This is a genomic window from Erwinia tracheiphila (assembly GCF_021365465.1).
In the GTDB taxonomy this organism is placed as follows: domain Bacteria; phylum Pseudomonadota; class Gammaproteobacteria; order Enterobacterales; family Enterobacteriaceae; genus Erwinia; species Erwinia tracheiphila.
In genome coordinates this window covers 735,018-753,519 of record NZ_CP089932.1, presented here as the reverse complement: position 1 = coordinate 753,519, position 18,502 = coordinate 735,018, and the positions used below count along the sequence as shown (strand labels likewise).

General features: G+C 48.3%; 15 protein-coding genes, 2 tRNA genes and 3 pseudogenes. 5 read left to right on the top strand and 15 right to left on the bottom strand.

The window, feature by feature from the left end:
* Window positions 1–12: 12 nt before the first annotated feature.
* The 10 genes and pseudogenes from nusA to rlmE all read right to left on the bottom strand — a co-directional run bounded on the left by nusA (window position 13) and on the right by rlmE (window position 9,318).
* The gene (gene nusA / locus LU633_RS03910) at window positions 13–1,518 is read right to left on the bottom strand and encodes a transcription termination factor NusA (protein ID WP_016190541.1); all 1,506 of its coding nucleotides are present in this window, start codon (window positions 1,516–1,518) and stop codon (window positions 13–15) included.
* Window positions 1,519–1,542: 24 nt separating this feature from the next.
* Window positions 1,543–1,995: a ribosome maturation factor RimP gene (gene rimP / locus LU633_RS03905; protein WP_016190542.1), complete on the bottom strand. Its 453-nt coding sequence runs from the start codon at window positions 1,993–1,995 to the stop codon at window positions 1,543–1,545.
* A gap of 208 nt (window positions 1,996–2,203) precedes the next feature.
* Window positions 2,204–2,280, bottom strand: a tRNA-Met gene (locus LU633_RS03900).
* Between the two features lie 59 nt (window positions 2,281–2,339).
* Window positions 2,340–2,426 (bottom strand) — tRNA-Leu (locus LU633_RS03895).
* A gap of 50 nt (window positions 2,427–2,476) precedes the next feature.
* Window positions 2,477–2,812: a preprotein translocase subunit SecG gene (gene secG / locus LU633_RS03890; RefSeq protein WP_016190543.1), complete on the bottom strand. Its 336-nt coding sequence runs from the start codon at window positions 2,810–2,812 to the stop codon at window positions 2,477–2,479.
* Between the two features lie 301 nt (window positions 2,813–3,113).
* Window positions 3,114–4,448, bottom strand: coding sequence for a phosphoglucosamine mutase (gene glmM / locus LU633_RS03885; protein WP_016190544.1), 1,335 nt, complete (start codon window positions 4,446–4,448; stop codon window positions 3,114–3,116).
* Between the two features lie 4 nt (window positions 4,449–4,452).
* Window positions 4,453–5,289, bottom strand: a complete 837-nt coding sequence (gene folP / locus LU633_RS03880) for a dihydropteroate synthase (protein WP_016190545.1) — start codon at window positions 5,287–5,289, stop codon at window positions 4,453–4,455.
* Between the two features lie 298 nt (window positions 5,290–5,587).
* A pseudogene (locus LU633_RS03875) lies at window positions 5,588–6,593 on the bottom strand (IS110 family RNA-guided transposase).
* Between the two features lie 108 nt (window positions 6,594–6,701).
* Window positions 6,702–8,633 (bottom strand): ATP-dependent zinc metalloprotease FtsH, encoded by a 1,932-nt coding sequence (gene ftsH, locus LU633_RS03870; protein WP_233485093.1) that lies wholly within the window; start codon window positions 8,631–8,633, stop codon window positions 6,702–6,704.
* Window positions 8,634–8,688: 55 nt separating this feature from the next.
* The gene (gene rlmE, locus LU633_RS03865) at window positions 8,689–9,318 is read right to left on the bottom strand and encodes a 23S rRNA (uridine(2552)-2'-O)-methyltransferase RlmE (protein WP_016190547.1); all 630 of its coding nucleotides are present in this window, start codon (window positions 9,316–9,318) and stop codon (window positions 8,689–8,691) included.
* A gap of 126 nt (window positions 9,319–9,444) precedes the next feature.
* Here rlmE and yhbY point away from each other — a divergent pair, with 126 nt between their 5' ends.
* Complete coding sequence (yhbY, locus tag LU633_RS03860) at window positions 9,445–9,738, top strand: ribosome assembly RNA-binding protein YhbY (protein ID WP_016190548.1); 294 nt, start codon at window positions 9,445–9,447, stop codon at window positions 9,736–9,738.
* Between the two features lie 116 nt (window positions 9,739–9,854).
* Here yhbY and greA read toward each other — a convergent pair whose 3' ends face one another.
* A complete protein-coding gene (gene greA / locus LU633_RS03855) occupies window positions 9,855–10,331 on the bottom strand; it encodes a transcription elongation factor GreA (RefSeq protein WP_016190549.1) in 477 nt (158 codons plus the stop codon).
* A gap of 249 nt (window positions 10,332–10,580) precedes the next feature.
* Here greA and dacB point away from each other — a divergent pair, with 249 nt between their 5' ends.
* From dacB to LU633_RS03840, 3 genes and pseudogenes are all read left to right on the top strand, one after another.
* The gene (gene dacB, locus LU633_RS03850; protein WP_016190550.1) at window positions 10,581–12,014 is read left to right on the top strand and encodes a serine-type D-Ala-D-Ala carboxypeptidase; all 1,434 of its coding nucleotides are present in this window, start codon (window positions 10,581–10,583) and stop codon (window positions 12,012–12,014) included.
* A gap of 5 nt (window positions 12,015–12,019) precedes the next feature.
* Window positions 12,020–12,682 carry a two-component system response regulator PmrA gene (gene pmrA / locus LU633_RS03845; RefSeq protein WP_016190551.1) on the top strand — a complete coding sequence of 221 codons (663 nt, stop codon included), beginning with the start codon at window positions 12,020–12,022 and terminating at the stop codon, window positions 12,680–12,682.
* Window positions 12,679–13,263 (top strand): annotated as a pseudogene (locus LU633_RS03840) (histidine kinase dimerization/phospho-acceptor domain-containing protein); the annotation flags it as partial. The gene pmrA and the pseudogene LU633_RS03840, both read left to right, overlap by 4 nt.
* Before the next feature lie 429 nt (window positions 13,264–13,692).
* Here LU633_RS03840 and cgtA read toward each other — a convergent pair.
* From cgtA to rplU, 3 genes are all read right to left on the bottom strand, one after another.
* Complete coding sequence (gene cgtA / locus LU633_RS03835) at window positions 13,693–14,859, bottom strand: Obg family GTPase CgtA (RefSeq protein WP_016190553.1); 1,167 nt, start codon at window positions 14,857–14,859, stop codon at window positions 13,693–13,695.
* 295 nt (window positions 14,860–15,154) lie between these two features.
* Entirely contained in the window at window positions 15,155–15,412 is a 258-nt protein-coding gene (rpmA, locus tag LU633_RS03830; RefSeq protein ID WP_016190554.1) for a 50S ribosomal protein L27, read from the bottom strand.
* 15 nt (window positions 15,413–15,427) lie between these two features.
* Window positions 15,428–15,739 carry a 50S ribosomal protein L21 gene (gene rplU / locus LU633_RS03825; protein WP_233479268.1) on the bottom strand — a complete coding sequence of 104 codons (312 nt, stop codon included), beginning with the start codon at window positions 15,737–15,739 and terminating at the stop codon, window positions 15,428–15,430.
* A 256-nt stretch (window positions 15,740–15,995) separates the two neighbouring features.
* Between rplU and ispB the strand changes: the two genes are divergently transcribed.
* Window positions 15,996–16,967, top strand: a complete 972-nt coding sequence (ispB, locus tag LU633_RS03820; protein ID WP_016190556.1) for an octaprenyl diphosphate synthase — start codon at window positions 15,996–15,998, stop codon at window positions 16,965–16,967.
* Between the two features lie 70 nt (window positions 16,968–17,037).
* Here the strand turns inward: ispB and LU633_RS03815 are convergent.
* Window positions 17,038–18,245 (bottom strand): annotated as a pseudogene (locus LU633_RS03815) (IS256 family transposase).
* Window positions 18,246–18,502 lie beyond the last annotated feature (257 nt).

Here is an 18,502-nt window from a genome sequence, read left to right as displayed (position 1 = left end):
TGCTACAGTTTGTTATGCGTCGTTACCGAACCAACAAATATTTCTGGCAGCCATAATAAGCTCACCAGCCTGCTCACCACTCAGGCCTTCAATATCTGTCAGGTCGTCAACACCCTGCTCGGCAAGATCTTCCAGCGTGCAAACACCCGCCGCCGCCAGCTTAAATGCCATTTCACGATCCAGACCTTCCAGATTTAGCAAATCTTCTGCCGGCGTATTGCTGCCGTGACTCTCTGCTTTTTCCAGAGCAAGTGTGGTTAACGCATTTTTTGCACGATCACGCAATACTTCAACGGTCTCTTCATCCAGACCATCAATTTCAAGCAGTTCATGAATCGGTACGTAAGCCAACTCTTCAAGAGAAGAGAAACCTTCCTCAACCAGAATGGTCGCGAACTCTTCATCAATATCAAGATGGCGTGTAAAGACGTCAATGGCTGCATGGGCTTCAGCCTGATGTTTGGCTTGCAAATCGTCTACCGTCATCACATTGAGCTCCCAGCCACTAAGCTGTGAAGCCAGGCGAACGTTCTGACCATTACGGCCAATTGCCTGCGCCAAATTCCCAGCCTCAACCGCGATATCCATCGTATGATTATCCTCATCAACCACGATAGACGCGACATCTGCTGGGGCCATGGCATTGATCACAAATTGAGCCGGGTTATCATCCCACAGAACGATATCAATACGTTCGCCACCCAACTCACTGGAAACCGCCTGGACACGAGCGCCGCGCATACCGACGCAGGCACCCACAGGGTCAATACGTTTGTCGTTGGTTTTCACCGCAATTTTAGCGCGGGAACCAGGGTCGCGGGCGGCAGTCTTAATCTCCAGCACTTCTTCAGCAATTTCCGGCACTTCAATACGAAACAGCTCAATAAGCATTTCCGGTTTTGAGCGGCTGACAAACAGTTGCGCGCCACGCGCTTCAGGCCGCACCGCATAAAGCACACCACGGATACGATCACCTGGACGAAAGTTTTCGCGAGGCAACATATCTTCACGAATAATTACCGCTTCAGCATTGGTGCTTGAACCATCATTTGGCCGAACTTCGAGTGATATGTTGTCACGGTTAACTTTTTTCACCACGCCGGTGATAATTTCACCTTCCTGCTCACGAAATTGATCGACCACCATAGCACGCTCTGCTTCACGTACTTTCTGAACAATCACCTGCTTGGCAGTCTGCGTGGTAATGCGGTCAAAGGTAACCGACTCAATTTGATCTTCAACAAAGTCGCCAGCATTCAATGAGCCATCATCGAAACGTGCAGCTTCCAGGGTGATTTCACGGGTCGGCATGGTGACTTCTTCAACAACAAGCCAACGGCGAAAGGTATCGAAATCACCACTTTTACGGTCGATGCTGACGCGGACGTCGATTTCCTGCTCATATTTTTTCTTGGTAGCGGTAGCAAGCGCACTCTCCAACGCTTCGAAAATCTTTTCGCGCGGGAGGGATTTCTCATTAGATACTGCCTCAACTACAGCTAAGATCTCTTTGTTCATCCTGGTATGCCTCAATCCGGACTTTTAAAAGTGGGGAACCAGGTTCGCCTTCTGGATATTGCTCAGTGCGAACACTTCGTCGTTACCTTCAACAGCAACAGTAATCATTTCACCCTCAACAGATCGAATGATCCCCTGCCATTTGCGGCGATTTTGTACGGCCATACGCAACACCAGACTCACTTCTTCACCGAGAAATCTGGCATAATGTCCAGCAGTGAAAAGTGGGCGGTCAAGGCCTGGTGAGGAAACTTCAAGGTTATAAGCCACGGTGATGGGGTCCTCAACATCAAACACGGCGCTAACCTGGTGACTGACATCGGCGCAATCATCAACATTGATGCCATCTTCACTATCGATATAGATGCGCAATGTAGAAATTCGGCTGCGTATAAATTCAATACCGACCAACTCAAAACCGAGCGCTTCAACCGGCGCTGCAATCAGCTCTGTTAATTTTTGCTCTAATGTGGACAATCCCACCCCCAAGACATAAAAAAAGGGCTTAATAGCCCAGTTTGCTGTTTTCTGATAACAAAAAACCCCGAAAATTCGGGGCGTTAAGCGACTGGACCCTGTACGCCATAAATGGCGGTTTCGGCACAATCCTGAAGAGTTTTTTTCAAAACCTGCTGTAGTACTTATTTAATGTATACAGAATATTTGAAAAGAACTCTTAGGGAAATGGTTGCGGGGGCCGGATTTGAACCGACGACCTTCGGGTTATGAGCCCGACGAGCTACCAAGCTGCTCCACCCCGCGTCCGAAAACGTGGCAAATACTACGCCGATCTTGCAGGAAATGCAAGCAAAACTGAGATTTGGTACCGAGGACGGGACTTGAACCCGTAAGCCCATGCGGGCACTACCACCTCAAGGTAGCGTGTCTACCAATTCCACCACCACGGCACTAAAGGTTGCGACTTTTAAATTCTGTCGCGTCGAACGTCACAGCATGCTTAGTGTGGGATATCGCTTCCCGGTGCTGCTGGGTTAGCGGGCTGATTCTGCTGCTGAGATTGTGCAGGCTGAGTCAGATTTTCCCACTCGCTTCCTTTCTGTGTTTTGTTACTGTTGATATTTCCAAGAATCAGACTAATTATGAAAAATAATGTCGCCAGCACCGCGGTCATTCGGGTCATAAAATTACCTGAACCGTTTGAACCAAACAGCGTTGCCGAAGATCCAGCACCAAACGACGCGCCCATATCAGCGCCTTTACCTTGCTGTAACATAATCAGGCCAACAAGGCCTATTGCTACAATAAGGAAAACAACTAAAAGAGCTTCGTACATAATCAATCTGTTCCTTGCGATCATCGCATATCAAAAGCTTCAACATAAATGGGTTTAAATAGTATTCACACCCATCAGAAGCGGGTATGAATACTAACTAAAGCCGACTGCCCGCGCAAGGGCAATTTACTGTCATGATATTGTTTGCAGAAAAAATCAGCGAAATGCTTTCTAAAATTGAAAATATGCTTATATTTCAAACAATCACAGTAATTTCCTTTGTACAACACGAACAAATAAAGTTTATTGCCGGGCTTGTACTTCGAATGACTTATCCACACTGCTCAGACGTTAACTGTACTTATACAGATTTAACCGCATCAGCAATACTATTTGCCAGTGATATCACCTGCTCCTGGTGCTCTCCCTCAACCATTACTCGAATCAGTGGCTCTGTGCCCGATTTACGAAGCAGTACACGCCCCTTACCATTAAGCTCCTGTTCAACTTCAGCGGTAATAGCTTTGACCTGCTCATCTTCAAGTGGGTTAGTTGTCCCGCTAAAGTGAACGTTAACCAAAACTTGCGGCAGCAACTTCATTCCGCTGCAAAGGTCATGGAGAGTCATCTGGTTGCGAACCATTGCAGTAAGAACCTGTAAACCGGCCACAATGCCATCTCCGGTCGTCGTCTTATCAAGCAAGATAACGTGACCCGAGTTTTCAGCGCCCAGTCGCCAGCCTTTCTCCTGAAGTTTCTCCAGAACGTAACGATCGCCGACCTTAGCACGAACAAAAGGAATTCCAAGCTGCTTGAGAGCCAACTCCAGTCCCATATTGCTCATCAGTGTACCCACTACGCCACCTTTTAGTTGTCCCTGGCGCAATCCCTCACGAGCAATAATATAGAGAATTTGGTCACCGTCCACTTTGTCGCCAAGATGATCTACCATCATGATACGATCACCATCGCCGTCATATGCCAGACCGATATCTGCTTTTTCAGCAAGTACTCGCTCCTGCAACTTACGAATATCCGTTGCGCCGCATTCTTTATTAATGTTCATACCGTCTGGCTGTACACCCAACGTGATGACCGTTGCGCCCAGTTCACGTAAAACGTTTGGTGCAATGTGATAAGTCGCACCATTGGCACAATCCACGACAATCCTCAGGCCACTCAAGCTCAATTCACCTGGAAAAGTCCCTTTGCAAAATTCAATATAACGTCCGGCAGCATCAACAATTCGGCTTGCGCGCCCCAGTTCAGCAGACTCCACACAAGTAATCGGCTTTTCCATTTCAGCCTCAATTGCCGCTTCCACTTCATCTGGCAACTTTGTGCCCTCTATAGAGAAAAATTTAATGCCATTATCATCAAAGGGGTTGTGTGAGGCGGAAATAACGATCCCCGCTTCTGCACGAAAAGTACGGGTCAGATATGCTATTGCCGGAGTTGGCATCGGTCCGGTAAATGCTGCCGATAAGCCGGCCGCCGCAAGCCCAGCTTCAAGAGCCGACTCCAGCATATAACCAGAGATGCGCGTATCCTTACCAATAATAATTTTTTTTGAGCCATTTCTCGCCAGTACCTTACCCGCCGCCCAACCGAGCTTCAAAACGAAATCCGGGGTAATCGGGGATTCACCAACTTTTCCGCGAATACCATCGGTACCAAAATATTTACGATTGCTCATAGCGTTACTTTTCCTTCGCTGACAGTGTTGCTTCGACGACGCGCATAGCTTCGACAGTTTCTCTAACATCGTGAACACGCAAAATGTGCGCACCCTGCATAGCCGCGATTACAGCGCAGGCCAGGCTACCGGTCAGCCGCTGTGATGGGCCAACATTTAGCAACTGGCCTATCATACTTTTACGTGACATCCCTACCAACAGCGGCAAACCAAATTGGTGAAAATCGGCCAGGTGCGCTAACAACTGATAATTGTGTCCAAGATTTTTACCGAAACCGAACCCAGGGTCGAGCAGCAACCGATCTTTTTTTATTCCCACTGCGTTACAACGTGCGATGTGTTCAATGAAAAATGCCTCTATATCCCGGAGCAAATGCCGATATTGAGGAGATTGCTGCATGGTTCGAGGCGAACCCTGCATATGCATGAGACAGACTGGCAACCCTGTTGCAGCCGCTGCATTGAGCGCTCCGGGTTCTTGTAATGAGCGAACATCGTTAATCAAATGGACTCCTGCCTTTGCCGCCTCATTAATGACTTCCGGTTTAGAGGTATCCACGGAGACCCATACTTCAAAACGTTGTGAAATGGCCTCAATAACCGGAATGACCCGATCCAACTCCTCCCCCACACCAATATCGCAAGCGCCTGGGCGAGTTGATTCCCCGCCTACATCGATGATAGTGGCTCCCGCATTAATCATTTCATTTGCATGTGTAATCGCCTGGATTAAGTCGTTATGCTTACCACCATCTGAAAAAGAATCCGGGGTCACATTTAAAATACCCATAATATGGGGATGTGAGAGATCGAGCACGGAATCTCTGGCGTAAAGCTTCATAGCAGTGTCTCCGAATTTTTCCGTTCGCATTTATTTTTTAGGTATAAAAATCTATGGTCACCCCCGTTTTTGCAACACAGATTTTGATTTATGATGGGCTTGCTTAAATCTATCCGGCGTCTGGTGGACAAGGATGTCCGCGCCGGCCGAACCTTAAAAACCCTGTCGGCTTCAGAGAGCCATTTTTTATGTCAGGTTCATCAGTAAGCCGATATGCCGTTCATCTCATCAATTATCTGTCGTCGCAAAACCAGAAAGTCACCTGTTAACTGAGCTGACGAGTTTTTCGTTGACTCGTTTATTTACTGAATGCCGACTGGTGTGCCGTAACTGCCCGGACTATGCGTGCCAGTTTGCTGGACAGAGCGCACGCCACCACGTTCGAGTGATGGCTGGCAAGCTGCTTTTTAACCCACTCTGCCAGACGCCCTGGATTGTGCTCCAGCCACTGCATAAACACCCGTGCACACCGCACCAGCAGCCGTCGCAGATTCTTATCACCCCGCTTGCTGATGCCCATCAGTGTCGTTTTTCCACCCCTGCTCTACTGGCGGGGAACCAGTCCGGTTGAAGCGGCAAAATCACCCCTGCTGGCATAGTTTTTTCCGTCACCCGGACGGGTGGCTAACAGGCTCGCCGTTGCCGGCCCGATACCGGGAATGGTCAGCAGGCGCTGCGCGGTTTCAGCCTCCGCAAGATGGGTTTTCAGTTCTTTATCGATTTCATCAATTTCCCCGACAGGGTAAATATACTGGCTGTGGAGTCTGCTCAGAACCCTTGCCAGATAAGGCGGGAAGCCATTTTCTTCCAGCACGCTGGCCAGACCTCGTATCACGGCAACACCGCACGGCAGACTGACACCGAACTCCAGTAAAAAAGCGTGCATCTGGTTGGTGGTTTTAACGCGTTGCCGTATCAGCGAGTCACGGACCCGATGCCGGGCAGCCATTACCTGCTGCTCTTCCGTCCGGGGTTTTACAAAACGCATGGCGGACCGGCAAGCCGCCTCACAGATAGCTTCAGCATCGACAAAATCGTTTTTGTTGCTCCTGACAATAAAGGCGGACAAACTGCGGAGAAATCATCTTTGTCTCATGACCTGAATCAGCAATCCGGCGTGCCATGAAATGCGCCCCGCCGCTGGACTCCATCACCACGGTTGCCTTCTTGCAGGAACCGAGAAAATGAATACGCTGAGTGCGGGAAAACTTTTTGCGCAACAGGGCATTATCTTTTTCGTCCTGACAGTGAACGTGGAAGGAATGTTTACCGGGAGCAATACCAATAAGCATAACGTGTTGCATGATGGTTCCCTCTGAAATAAAACACCCTGCCAGCGTACCGCTCACAGGGTGGGGGTGACCATCTTATTAACCCGGTCAGCGCCGGTTTTTTTGTGGACTCAGAATGGACTATTTGTCACCAATCTGCTCTGACATTGTGTTGCCGGGATTTGGAACACGAGGTTCATCAACAGGCCGGGGGGCCTTTGGTATACCACTGTCATCAGGACTGTTAGCGCCGGGATCTTCCCAACCGGCTGGCGGGCGCACTTCACGACGCGCCATCAAATCATCAATTTGAAGTGCATCAATGGTTTCATACTTCATCAGTGCATCCTTCATCGCATGCAGAATATCCATATTTTCATTAAGGATATGGCGGGCACGCTGATAGTTGCCTTCAACTAATGCCTTTACTTCCTGGTCGATGATGCGGGCGGTTTCATCAGACATGTGCTTCGCTTTCGCGACAGAGCGGCCCAGAAAGACTTCTCCTTCTTCTTCTGCATACAGCAATGGGCCAAGTTTCTCTGAAAAACCCCATTGCGTCACCATGTTACGTGCTATAGAAGTCGCAACCTTGATATCATTAGAAGCGCCGGTAGAAACATGTTCAACACCGTAGATTATCTCTTCGGCCAGACGACCACCGTATAAGGTAGAAATTTGACTTTCGAGCTTCTGTCGGCTTGCGCTAATTGCATCGCCTTCAGGCAGGAAGAACGTTACCCCCAGAGCGCGCCCTCTTGGAATAATGGTAACTTTATGAACAGGGTCATGTTCAGGCACCAGTCTGCCAATAATCGCATGGCCCGCTTCATGGTAAGCCGTCGATTCTTTTTGCGCTTCCGTCATCACCATGGAGCGACGTTCTGCACCCATCATGATTTTATCTTTCGCTTTTTCGAACTCAACCATCGACACTACACGACGATTACCACGCGCAGCAAATAACGCTGCTTCGTTCACCAGATTTGCCAGGTCTGCACCTGAGAACCCGGGAGTACCACGCGCAATAATTGCTGCATCGATGTCGGGTGCCAGGGGTACACGGCGCATGTGTACTTTCAGTATTTGCTCACGACCACGCACATCTGGCAGACCAACAACAACCTGCCTGTCGAAGCGACCGGGTCGTAGTAATGCGGGGTCAAGCACATCCGGGCGGTTAGTGGCGGCAATAACAATAATACCCTCATTGCCTTCAAATCCATCCATTTCAACCAGCATCTGGTTTAACGTCTGCTCACGTTCATCATGACCACCGCCGAGACCAGCACCACGCTGACGACCAACCGCATCAATTTCATCGATAAAGATAATGCAAGGCGCTGCTTTTTTAGCCTGTTCGAACATATCGCGAACACGAGAAGCACCAACGCCAACAAACATTTCTACAAAATCAGAACCTGAAATAGTAAAGAAGGGTACTTTCGCTTCGCCTGCTATAGCTTTAGCCAACAGAGTCTTACCAGTACCGGGAGGGCCGACCATCAGCACACCTTTCGGAATTTTGCCACCCAGCTTCTGGAACCGGCTCGGCTCACGCAGATATTCGACCAGCTCGCCCACTTCTTCTTTCGCTTCATCACAGCCTGCAACATCAGCAAAAGTGGTTTTAATCTGGTCTTCAGTAAGCATGCGCGCTTTACTTTTTCCAAAGGACATTGCACCTTTACCGCCCCCGCCCTGCATCTGGCGCATAAAGAATATCCAGACGCCGATAAGCAAGAGCATGGGGAACCATGAAATGAAAATTGACGCCAACAGGCTTGGTTCTTCAGGTGGTTCACCCACTACTTTCACATTTTTAGTCAACAGGTTATCGAGTAACTTGGGATCGTTGACGGGAATGTAGGTCGTGTATCGATTACTGTCCTTTTTGGTAACGTTGATTTCACGCCCATTAATGCGCGCCTCACGAACCTGATCCTGATTCACTTCGGACAGGAAAGTTGAGTAGTCAACCTTACGTCCATTCGACTCGCTGGGCCCGAAACTTTGGAAGACCGACATCAGCACAACTGCGATGACTAACCAAAGAATCAGGTTTTTCGCCATGTCACTCAAGGGATTAACCTCATATTACAACTGTGTTAACAGACAGCGTAGGGTACTATAGTTTGCGCCCTGTCGCTACAATGTACACTTCACGCGAACGAGAGCGCGAAGAATCCGGTTTACGAATTTTCACTTTCGTAAACAGGGAGCGAATTTCCCGGAGGTAATCTTCAAAGCCATCTCCCTGAAACACTTTCACTAAAAAACTACCGCCAGGTGCCAGTACATCCCGACACATGTCCAGCGCAAGCTCAACCAAATACATCGATCTTGGGATATCAACTTCAGGCGTTCCGGTCATGTTAGGTGCCATGTCTGACATTACAACCTGTATTTTATCGTATCCAACGCGATACATCAGAGCTTTTAACACAATTTCATCACGAAAATCACCTTGAAGAAAATCGACACCAACGATGGGATCCATCGGCAGAATATCACAAGCAATCACGCGACCTTTATTACCAATCTGCGTAACTACATATTGCGACCAGCCTCCGGGAGCAGCCCCAAGATCAACTACCGTCATCCCATGCTTAAACAGCTTGTCACTTTGCTGTATTTCATCCAGTTTAAACCAGGCACGAGAGCGTAGCCCTTTTTTCTGTGCCTCAAGCACATATTTATCGCTAAAGTGCTCCTGCAGCCAGCGGCTGGAACTGGCAGAACGCTTTTTACCCGTCATACAATTTCCAACTATGATTCAACGTATGCGATAAATAAACCACGCAAATCACCACGCCGATTTGGCTATACACCCGAGATGGCGGTAGAATGTCCCGTTTTCAACCCCAATGTAAGTAAAAATACGATGAATCTGAGTACCAAACAAAAACGGCACCTGAAAGGATTAGCCCATCCGCTGAAACCTGTCGTAATGCTGGGCAACAACGGTTTGACCGAAGGAGTGCTGGCCGAAATCGAACAGGCACTGGAACACCACGAGCTGATTAAAGTTAAAATCGCCACTGAAGACCGCGAAACTAAAATCCTGATTGTTGATGCCATTGTGCGTGAAACCAATGCTTCTATGGTGCAGGTAATCGGTAAAACACTGGTGCTATACCGTCCCACAAAGGAAGGTAAAATTTCCCTTCCTCGCTGAATTCAGAAACATACTTGGAATTAATCCAAAGAAACTGCCATGCCTATGTTGCTGAGAAAAGGCCGATTATGCGGCCTTTTCTTTACAATTCAGCAGTCTGAATTGTCACCGGCTTTTCAGAGATATTCAACGTTGAGAATTTCATACTCAACATCCCCACCTGGCGTTTTTATAACCGTAATATCATCTACTTCTTTTCCAATCAGACCACGTGCCATCGGAGAGTTTACCGAGATCAGATTTTGCTTAAAGTCAGCTTCATCATCTCCAACAATGCGATAGGTCGACTCTTCTTCAGAATCCAAATTTAATACGGTGGCGGTTGAACCAAAGATGATACGCCCATTCGCATTCATCTTAGTGACATCGATTACTTGTGCGTTAGACAGCTTGGCCTCGATTTCTTGAATTCGGCCTTCACAAAATCCCTGTTCTTCACGCGCGGCATGGTACTCAGCATTCTCTTTTAAATCGCCATGCTCACGTGCTTCAGCGATTGAGGCAATAATTCTGGGGCGTTTAATGGTCTTCAGCTCTTCCAGCTCTTCGCGCAGTTTCTCCGCGCCCCTTAACGTCATCGGAATCTGATTCATCTCAATACCTCGTAAACTCAATCCTGTGCAAAATTTCGCCATCCTGACAGGTTAATGCAGAAAACGCGTTCTGCGGCGCTTAACTCATAATTACAAGCAAAAAAGTTACGACCCCAAGATATAACTCAGGGCCTGGAGATTTTGCATTTTGATACGTATTTTACCGCAGAGTTCATGGTGGATCATCGTTTACTTTGCACCTTGAAGCACCGTAGTATGGCGACATCACCTGCCAGTAAACGCGATATTATGCGATTTTCACCATTTATAACCGGCCTGACCTGCACATTTATGCTAAATGCTCATGCAGCACAAATTGAAGACTACACCCAATTTCTTCCAGATGGTGCAAACCTGACATTAATAGTACAAAAAATCGGTGCAAACACTCCCGCAATAGATTATCACAGCAAGCAGATGGCGATCCCTGCCAGCACCATGAAAGTGATAACCGCGCTGGCCGCCCTGCTGCAATTAGGGCCTGATTATCGCTTTCATACCCAGTTTGAGAGCAATGGAAAAATAAGCGACGGAACGCTGAAAGGCGATCTTGTGGCGCGTTTTGGTGGTGATCCTACATTAATACGACAGGATTTACGCAACATGGTTGCCACGCTGAAAAAGCAGGGGATCGAGCATATCCGGGGAAATTTGGTCATCAACACCTCTGTTTTTGCAAGCCACGATAAAGCGCCCGGCTGGCCATGGAACGACCTGACACAATGCTTTAGCGCTCCTCCCGGTGCCGCTATCGTAGACCGCAACTGTTTTTCTGTATCGCTTTACAGCGCTGCAAACCCAGGGGATAAAGCTTTCATAAAAGTTGCCCCTTACTATCCTGTCAACATGTTTAGTGAGGTGCGTACACTTGCACGTGGATCGGCCGAGGCCCCCTACTGCGAACTGGACGTTATGCCCGGTGAACTGAACCGTTTTACTCTTACAGGCTGTATGACTCAACGTTCTGAGCCACTGCCACTGGCCTTCGCTATCCAGGATGGAGCCAGCTATGCTGGTGCTTTGCTTAAAGCTGAATTACAGGATGCAGGAATCGACTATTCAGGCCACCTCTTGCATCAGACACAGACCACATCTCCTGCCAACGTACTGGCCGAAACGCAATCAACTCCACTGCATGATTTGCTGAAAATTATGCTTAAGAAGTCCGATAATATGATTGCCGATACAGTTTTTCGTACCATCGGCCATGAACATTTTGGCGTCCCTGGAACCTGGCGCGCGGGTTCAGATGCGGTACGTCAAATCCTCCGTCAAAAAGCCAATGTTGATCTCGGTAACAGTATTCAGGTGGATGGTTCTGGCCTGTCCCGACACGATTTAATCTCTCCTGCCACCATGATGCAGGTGCTGCAGTTCATTGCAAAAAACGATCGGCAATTAAACTTTATTTCTATGCTCCCTTTGGCTGGTTACGATGGCACATTACGTTATCGTGGCGGTCTGCATGAGGCTGGCGTCGATGGTAAAGTGTCAGCGAAGACGGGCTCACTACAAGGTGTTTATAACCTTGCGGGTTTTATGACAACGGCAAGCGGTCAACGCGTCGCTTTTGTGCAATATCTTTCAGGTTATGCCGTTCCTCCACAGGATCAAAAACAGCGCCGAATACCACTGGTTCGGTTTGAAAGTCGACTTTACAAGGATGTTTACCAAAACAATTGACGACGATGAAATTATTAATTGTGGAAGATGATGATCTGTTATTAAGCGGTCTTGTTCAGGCGCTCACCAGCGAAGGTTATGCAGTGGACTCCGCAACGCAAGGTGTAGAAGCATGCATCTTGTTAAATAGCGGTCAATACAGCCTGATCGTGCTCGACCTCGGCTTACCAGATCGAGATGGAAACGACCTGTTACGTCAATGGCGTAGGGAACATATTGATTTACCAGTATTGATTCTCACCGCGCGTGATACTTTGGAAGACCGGGTCGAAGGGCTGGATGCCGGTGCCGACGATTATCTGATAAAACCTTTTGCCTTTGTCGAACTGAAAGCCCGTGTGCGGGCCTTAATCCGCCGTTATCAGGGGCGCAGCGATAATTTACTTCAGCACGGTGATATTTCATTAAATCTCTCATCCAGACAGGTTTATCTCGACAGTCAGCCCATAGAAATTACCCCCAAAGAATTTGCTTTGCTTACCCGTCTTTTAATGAGAATCAGTCAGACTGTTCATCGGGAAACGCTGCAGCACGACCTTTATAGCTGGCAGGATGATACTGGCTCGAATACCTTAGAAGTGCATATACATAATTTGCGTCGTAAGCTTGGCAAAGATCGCATTAAAACCGTACGTGGCGTTGGATATCGTCTGGAAGAAAGATCGTGAACAGTATGCGTCAGCGTTTATTAATTATGCTGGCACTGATACTGATCACCTGCCAGTTGATTAGCACAGTATGGTTGTGGCATGAAAGCCGCGAGCAAATTGGCTTTCTCGTCAATGAAACGCTTTCAGTTCACACGCATAACGAACGCGTTGAGAGAGAAATACATGAGGCAATTGCTTCACTACTGTTGCCCTCAATGGTGATGATTTTCTTCACTTTATTACTTTCTTACTGGGCAATAAGCTGGATTATTCGCCCGTTACAATCACTACAAAAGAGCCTGTCAGAGCGCTTCGCTGATAATTTAACCCCACTCCCACACTTTTCTGACATGACAGAAATCGCCGCAGTGACAGGTGCAATGAATCAGCTTTTAAGCAGGCTTGGCAATACCCTGCAACAGGAAAGGCTCTTCAATGCCGATGCAGCTCACGAGCTGCGCACGCCACTTGCCGGGTTACGACTGCATCTTGAATTGCTTGAGCAACAAGGCTTCTCACAAGGACCCGTTATGGTGCAGCGTATTGATCAACTCATGTTAGTTATTGAGCAGCTGTTGATGCTTTCTCGAGCGGGTCAAGCATTATATTCACCAAGGCGAGCTGCGTTTGAATAATCGCTATGACAGAAGTGGTTTGCATGCTACCTGTTGGCTACCGACCAAACTTAATTGATCACATTTTTCGTTGAGTCTCATGTACCACTTACTGATGATACGTCAGACGTAATCACAGCCATTGATTTGGACCGCATGATGATAGCATCTGATATCGTTCGGCATTTTTAAAAGTAGCGGTGAAGAAATTCGATTAAGGACAAATTAAACCTACCCATACAGCACCTCTGAAAAATCGCCTTATCCTTGTTGATAGCGGCCCACAAGAAGATATTTTCAGGGCAATTCTGGCCGGAAAATAAGCGTTTGCACATCTGAGGATATCAATACTAATTTGGCCTATTGGCCCTAAAGGAAATTTAAAAAGGGGATACTGTTGTACCCCCTGATGCATTAGCGCTGGTAAATGATTTCGACACCCTCGTCATCATCTTCGTCCCAGTCATCATCTTCTTCCAGCGCCTGTTCAGCTTCTTCAAGCTGCTGGCGATGATAGTCATCCCACATAAACTCTACTTTTTCTGGTTTTTTCTCAGTTAATTCGGCTTCTTTAGGATTAGCCTTGAGAAAAGTCATCACATCCCAACAAAGTGGAGTGACGCCAACACGATTCACGGCAGAAATTAAGTAGTATTTGTCAGCCCAGCCCAACGCTTCCGCAATACTTTTCGCACGTAATTCTGCTTCTTCCTGACCCAGCAGGTCCGCTTTGTTGAATACTAACCAGCGTGGCTTGCTGTAAAGTTTCTCACTGTATTTCTTCAATTCAGCCCAAATAATACGGGTATTTTCAACGGGGTCGGACTCATCAATAGGTGCCAGATCGATGGTATGTAAGAGTACACGACAGCGTTCCAAATGCTTGAGAAAACGTATGCCCAAGCCAGCGCCATACGAAGCACCTTCAATCAGACCGGGAATATCCGCCACTACAAAACTCTGTTCACTGTCCATACGCACTACACCAAGACTGGGTGCCAGTGTCGTAAAAGGGTAGTCTGCTACTTTAGGTCTGGCAGCGGAAACCGCACGAATAAAGGTTGATTTACCAGCATTGGGTAATCCCAGCATGCCGACATCAGCAAGCAATAGTAACTCAAGCTGCAAATCTCGCTTTTCACCCGGCGTACCCATCGTTTTCTGTCGCGGCGTTCGGTTTACAGATGATTTGAAACGGCTATTACCCAGGCCATGCCAGCCGCCTTTAGCAACCATTTGGAGCTGCCCGTGATTCATCATATCACCCAGCGTTTCACCCGTACCCTGGTCTGTAACACGCGTACCGACAGGAACTTTAATAATGATGTCCTGACCACGTTTACCGGTGCAATCTCGGCTTTGTCCGTTTTGACCACGTTCAGCACGGAATGATTTCTCAAATCGGTAATCGATCAACGTGTTCAGGTTTTCGTCAGCCTGAAGGTAGACATCGCCACCATCGCCACCATCACCACCATCCGGCCCACCTTTGGGAATATATTTCTCCCGACGGAAGCTGACGCAGCCGTTGCCACCATCCCCCGCTGCAACAAAGATCGTAGCTTCATCAACAAACTTCATGTTACTTCTCCGTAAATCATTTGCCCTGGCACTGTGCATTAATAGCAAGGGTTAACCGCCAGGCCAGGCTTGAAGCCTGATGACATGAGCAGCCTGTCTGGAAACAAAAAATCGTGCTCATACAGCACTGTTCTCCAGACTTCGTGCAACTGAGTGTCAAGTGTACAGCAAAAAAATCGCTATGATCATGCTGACACAGAATGAAAATCAGAATGTAAAAAGCCCCGCGATAATAGCGGGGCTTTATATTCGTTGCTAAAATCGCTATCGAATAGCGTTTGCAGAAACGAAAAAATTATTCAGCAACAATGCTGATATATTTGCGATTGTTCGGACCCTTGACTTCGAACAGAACCTTACCGTTTGCAGTTGCAAACAGAGTGTGGTCACGACCACACCCTACATTGTTACCTGCGTGAAATTTAGTTCCACGCTGACGAACGATAATGCTACCAGCCAAAACTGATTCACCACCAAAACGTTTGACGCCCAGACGTTTTGCGTTTGAGTCGCGACCATTTCGTGTGGAGCCGCCAGCCTTTTTGTGTGCCATTTGTCAGATCTCCTCTTAGGCGCTAATGCCAGTGATCTTCACATCAGTGAACCACTGACGATGACCCTGCTGCTTACGGTAGTGCTTACGCCGACGAAACTTAACAATTTTAACTTTCTCGCCACGACCGTGAGCAACGATTTCTGCTTTTATCACGCCACCTGAAACTAAAGGCGCACCAATAGTCACGTTTTCACCGTTGGCAATCATCAGAACCTGGTCGAATTCAATCGTTTCGCCGGTTGCGATATCCAGCTTTTCCAGGCGAACGGTCTGACCTTCGCTTACTCTGTGTTGTTTACCACCACTTTGGAAAACAGCGTACATATCAACTCCGCTTTCGCGCTTGCCATCTTAGTTTCAGGCTGCGCTATAAATATTCATAATAGGTCGCGAATTCTACGCAAGTTCACGTGCAATGACAAGGGCCTGTTGCAGAGTATTGCAGAAAAAAAAGCAAAGCGTATGCAGACGTTTCTCTGCCGGGATTTTCAAGTACAATCTGTTATACATTAGTCATTGACGCAGGCATGACTAAAGATGCTTATCACAGCAGCATAATGAGTAATAGCTGAACAGAATGATGAACTTAGAACAAATAAACGAACTCACCGCGCAGGATATGGCGGATGTGAATGCGATAATTTTCCAGGAGCTGAATTCTGAGGTTTCGCTCATTAATCAGCTGGGTTACTACATTATCAGCAGCGGAGGTAAACGCATTCGTCCGATGATCGCCGTTTTAGCCGCTCGGGCACTCAATTATACTGGTAAGCATCATGCTACAGTAGCAGCCTTCATCGAATTCATTCACACCGCCACGCTTTTACATGATGATGTGGTGGACGAGTCAGACATGCGTCGTGGTAAAGCCTCTGCTAACGCAACATTTGGCAATGCTGCCAGTGTTCTGGTAGGTGATTTCATCACTACACGCGCATTTCAGATGATGACCCGTCTCGAATCTTTGCGGGTGCTGGCTTTGATGTCCGAAGCCGTAAATGTCCTCGCTGAAGGCGAAGTGCTTCAGCTTCTCAACTGTAACGATCCAGACATCAGCGAAGAGATCTACATGCAGGTCATTTACAGTAAAACCGCGCGTTTGTTTGAAGCTGCTGCACAGTGTTCGGCCATTCTTGCTTCTGCCACACCAGAACAAGAAAAAGGACTCCAGGATTATGGACGATTTATTGGAACTGCATTCCAGTTAATTGACGATTTGCTGGACTACAGCGCAGATGGCAAAACACTGGGTAAAAATATTGGGGATGACCTCAGCGAAGGAAAGCCGACACTTCCTCTGCTTCATGCCATGCGCAACGGTAACCCTGAACAGGCAGCAATGATCCGTAGTGCAATTGAACAAGGAAATGGCCGTGACTTATTACAACCCGTGCTTGAAGCAATGTACCAGTGGGGCTCACTGGAATGGACACGTAAGATCGCAGAGCAGGAAGCGGATAAAGCCATTGCTTCACTAAGAGCATTGCCTGAGTCACCGTGGCGTAACGCACTGGAAGCATTAGCACACATGGCTGTTCAGCGTGAATTCTGATAAGACATGAGTACCACAGCTTGTCCTCGGTGGATAGACCCTGTACATGATTCTGTGTAAATGCCTTTTCTCAGTAGTGGCCGTCCGGGCGGTCACCGAACCCGATAATAAAACGGCTCATCGCCATACGCCAGTCCCTCCGTGGCATCCTCCATTTCTGTGATGCGGCCTGGATTGCCAGCCACACCTCCTTTTTCACTGCGTCGTCAGTTGGGAACACCTTGCGTTTCTTGATGGCATCCCGGATCACGCTGTTCAGCGACTCGATGGCGCTGGTCGTGTCGAGCGTCTTGCGGATGTCTGCCGGGTAAGCGAAGAACGTCGACAGGCTGGCCCGGTTTGCCTGCCAGCTCCGGCTTATTTGGGGGTAGCGGCTGTCCCGGGTGCCGGCGAACGCTTCCCGCGCCCGCTGATCTGCTTCTTCCGTGGTGGCCTGACAGATGGCTTTCAGGTCACGGGTGACGGCTTTGTAGTCCTCCCAGGAGACGAACCGCAGACTGTTGCGCACCATATGCACGACGCACAGCTGGACGCGGGCCTGCGGATACACCGCGTTGATAGCGTCCGGGAAGCCCTTCAGACCATCAACACAGGCGATGAGGATATCGTTCAGGCCGCGATTTTTTAATTCGGTCAGCACATGGAGCCAGAACTTCGCGCCCTCGTTTTCGGCCAGCCACATACCCGGCAGTTCTTTCTGGCCTTCGATGTTGATACCCGGGGCAAGGAGCACGGATTTATTGATGACGCGACTGTCCAGCCGGACCTTCAGGACGATACAGTCAGGGTAAACGATGGGACAAACGGCATCCAGTGGCCGGTTTTGCCATCCGGTGACCTGCTCCATGACGGCATCAGCTACCTTTGAGAGCAGCGCTGGCGAGACATCGGCGTCATACAGCTCTTTGAACGCGGCCGCTATCTCGCGGGTGGTCATCCCTTTGGCGTACAACGATAAGATCGGGTTATCTACCCCGGTGCTCCGGGTCTGGTTTTTCTTCACCCGTTGCGGTTCAAAGGAGCCATCACGATCGCGCGGTGTACGCAGCTCCGGCGGGCCATCGCTGGTGGTCACTGTCTTTGTGGAATAGCCGTTGCAGGCGTTGGTCGCCGGTTCTGGCTGATTTTTATCGTCGCCGGGGTGACGGGTCATTTCGGCGTTGAGCGCCGCCCCGACACTGATTTTTTCAGCAGGCGCTCAAACTGGCTGAGATCGTCAGGGGTTTTGAGATTTTTGTCCAGTTCGTTAGCCAGGGCCTGCGACTGTTTTTCGTCCATAAATTAACCTGCTTTTGATGCTGGATTGAACATATCAAAATCAGGCAATTACACAAATCTATGTACAGGCTCGATGGATACTAAAAAGCATGCCCTACCAGCCTTGCTATCAATAGATTTGCACTGCCTTATTGTCTTTATATTTTCATTCTATGAATAAATAAGGCTCCTTTTTTGCACCCCTCTTCTTATAAATCAATAATCTGTGTCAATACTATGGTCTGTTTTAGCTCGACACATGCATACCTTTCAGACGA

Coding starts and splice junctions, on each gene's coding strand:
- rpmA (WP_016190554.1), bottom strand. CDS start 15,412: ATGGCACACAAAAAGGCTGGCGGCTCCACACGAAATGGTCGCGACTCA.
- nusA (WP_016190541.1), bottom strand. CDS start 1,518: ATGAACAAAGAGATCTTAGCTGTAGTTGAGGCAGTATCTAATGAGAAA.
- ftsH (WP_233485093.1), bottom strand. CDS start 8,633: ATGGCGAAAAACCTGATTCTTTGGTTAGTCATCGCAGTTGTGCTGATG.
- rlmE (WP_016190547.1), bottom strand. CDS start 9,318: ATGACGGGTAAAAAGCGTTCTGCCAGTTCCAGCCGCTGGCTGCAGGAG.
- dacB (WP_016190550.1), top strand. CDS start 10,581: ATGCGATTTTCACCATTTATAACCGGCCTGACCTGCACATTTATGCTA.
- yhbY (WP_016190548.1), top strand. CDS start 9,445: ATGAATCTGAGTACCAAACAAAAACGGCACCTGAAAGGATTAGCCCAT.
- glmM (WP_016190544.1), bottom strand. CDS start 4,448: ATGAGCAATCGTAAATATTTTGGTACCGATGGTATTCGCGGAAAAGTT.
- rplU (WP_233479268.1), bottom strand. CDS start 15,739: ATGTACGCTGTTTTCCAAAGTGGTGGTAAACAACACAGAGTAAGCGAA.
- greA (WP_016190549.1), bottom strand. CDS start 10,331: ATGAATCAGATTCCGATGACGTTAAGGGGCGCGGAGAAACTGCGCGAA.
- pmrA (WP_016190551.1), top strand. CDS start 12,020: ATGAAATTATTAATTGTGGAAGATGATGATCTGTTATTAAGCGGTCTT.
- folP (WP_016190545.1), bottom strand. CDS start 5,289: ATGAAGCTTTACGCCAGAGATTCCGTGCTCGATCTCTCACATCCCCAT.
- cgtA (WP_016190553.1), bottom strand. CDS start 14,859: ATGAAGTTTGTTGATGAAGCTACGATCTTTGTTGCAGCGGGGGATGGT.
- ispB (WP_016190556.1), top strand. CDS start 15,996: ATGAACTTAGAACAAATAAACGAACTCACCGCGCAGGATATGGCGGAT.
- secG (WP_016190543.1), bottom strand. CDS start 2,812: ATGTACGAAGCTCTTTTAGTTGTTTTCCTTATTGTAGCAATAGGCCTT.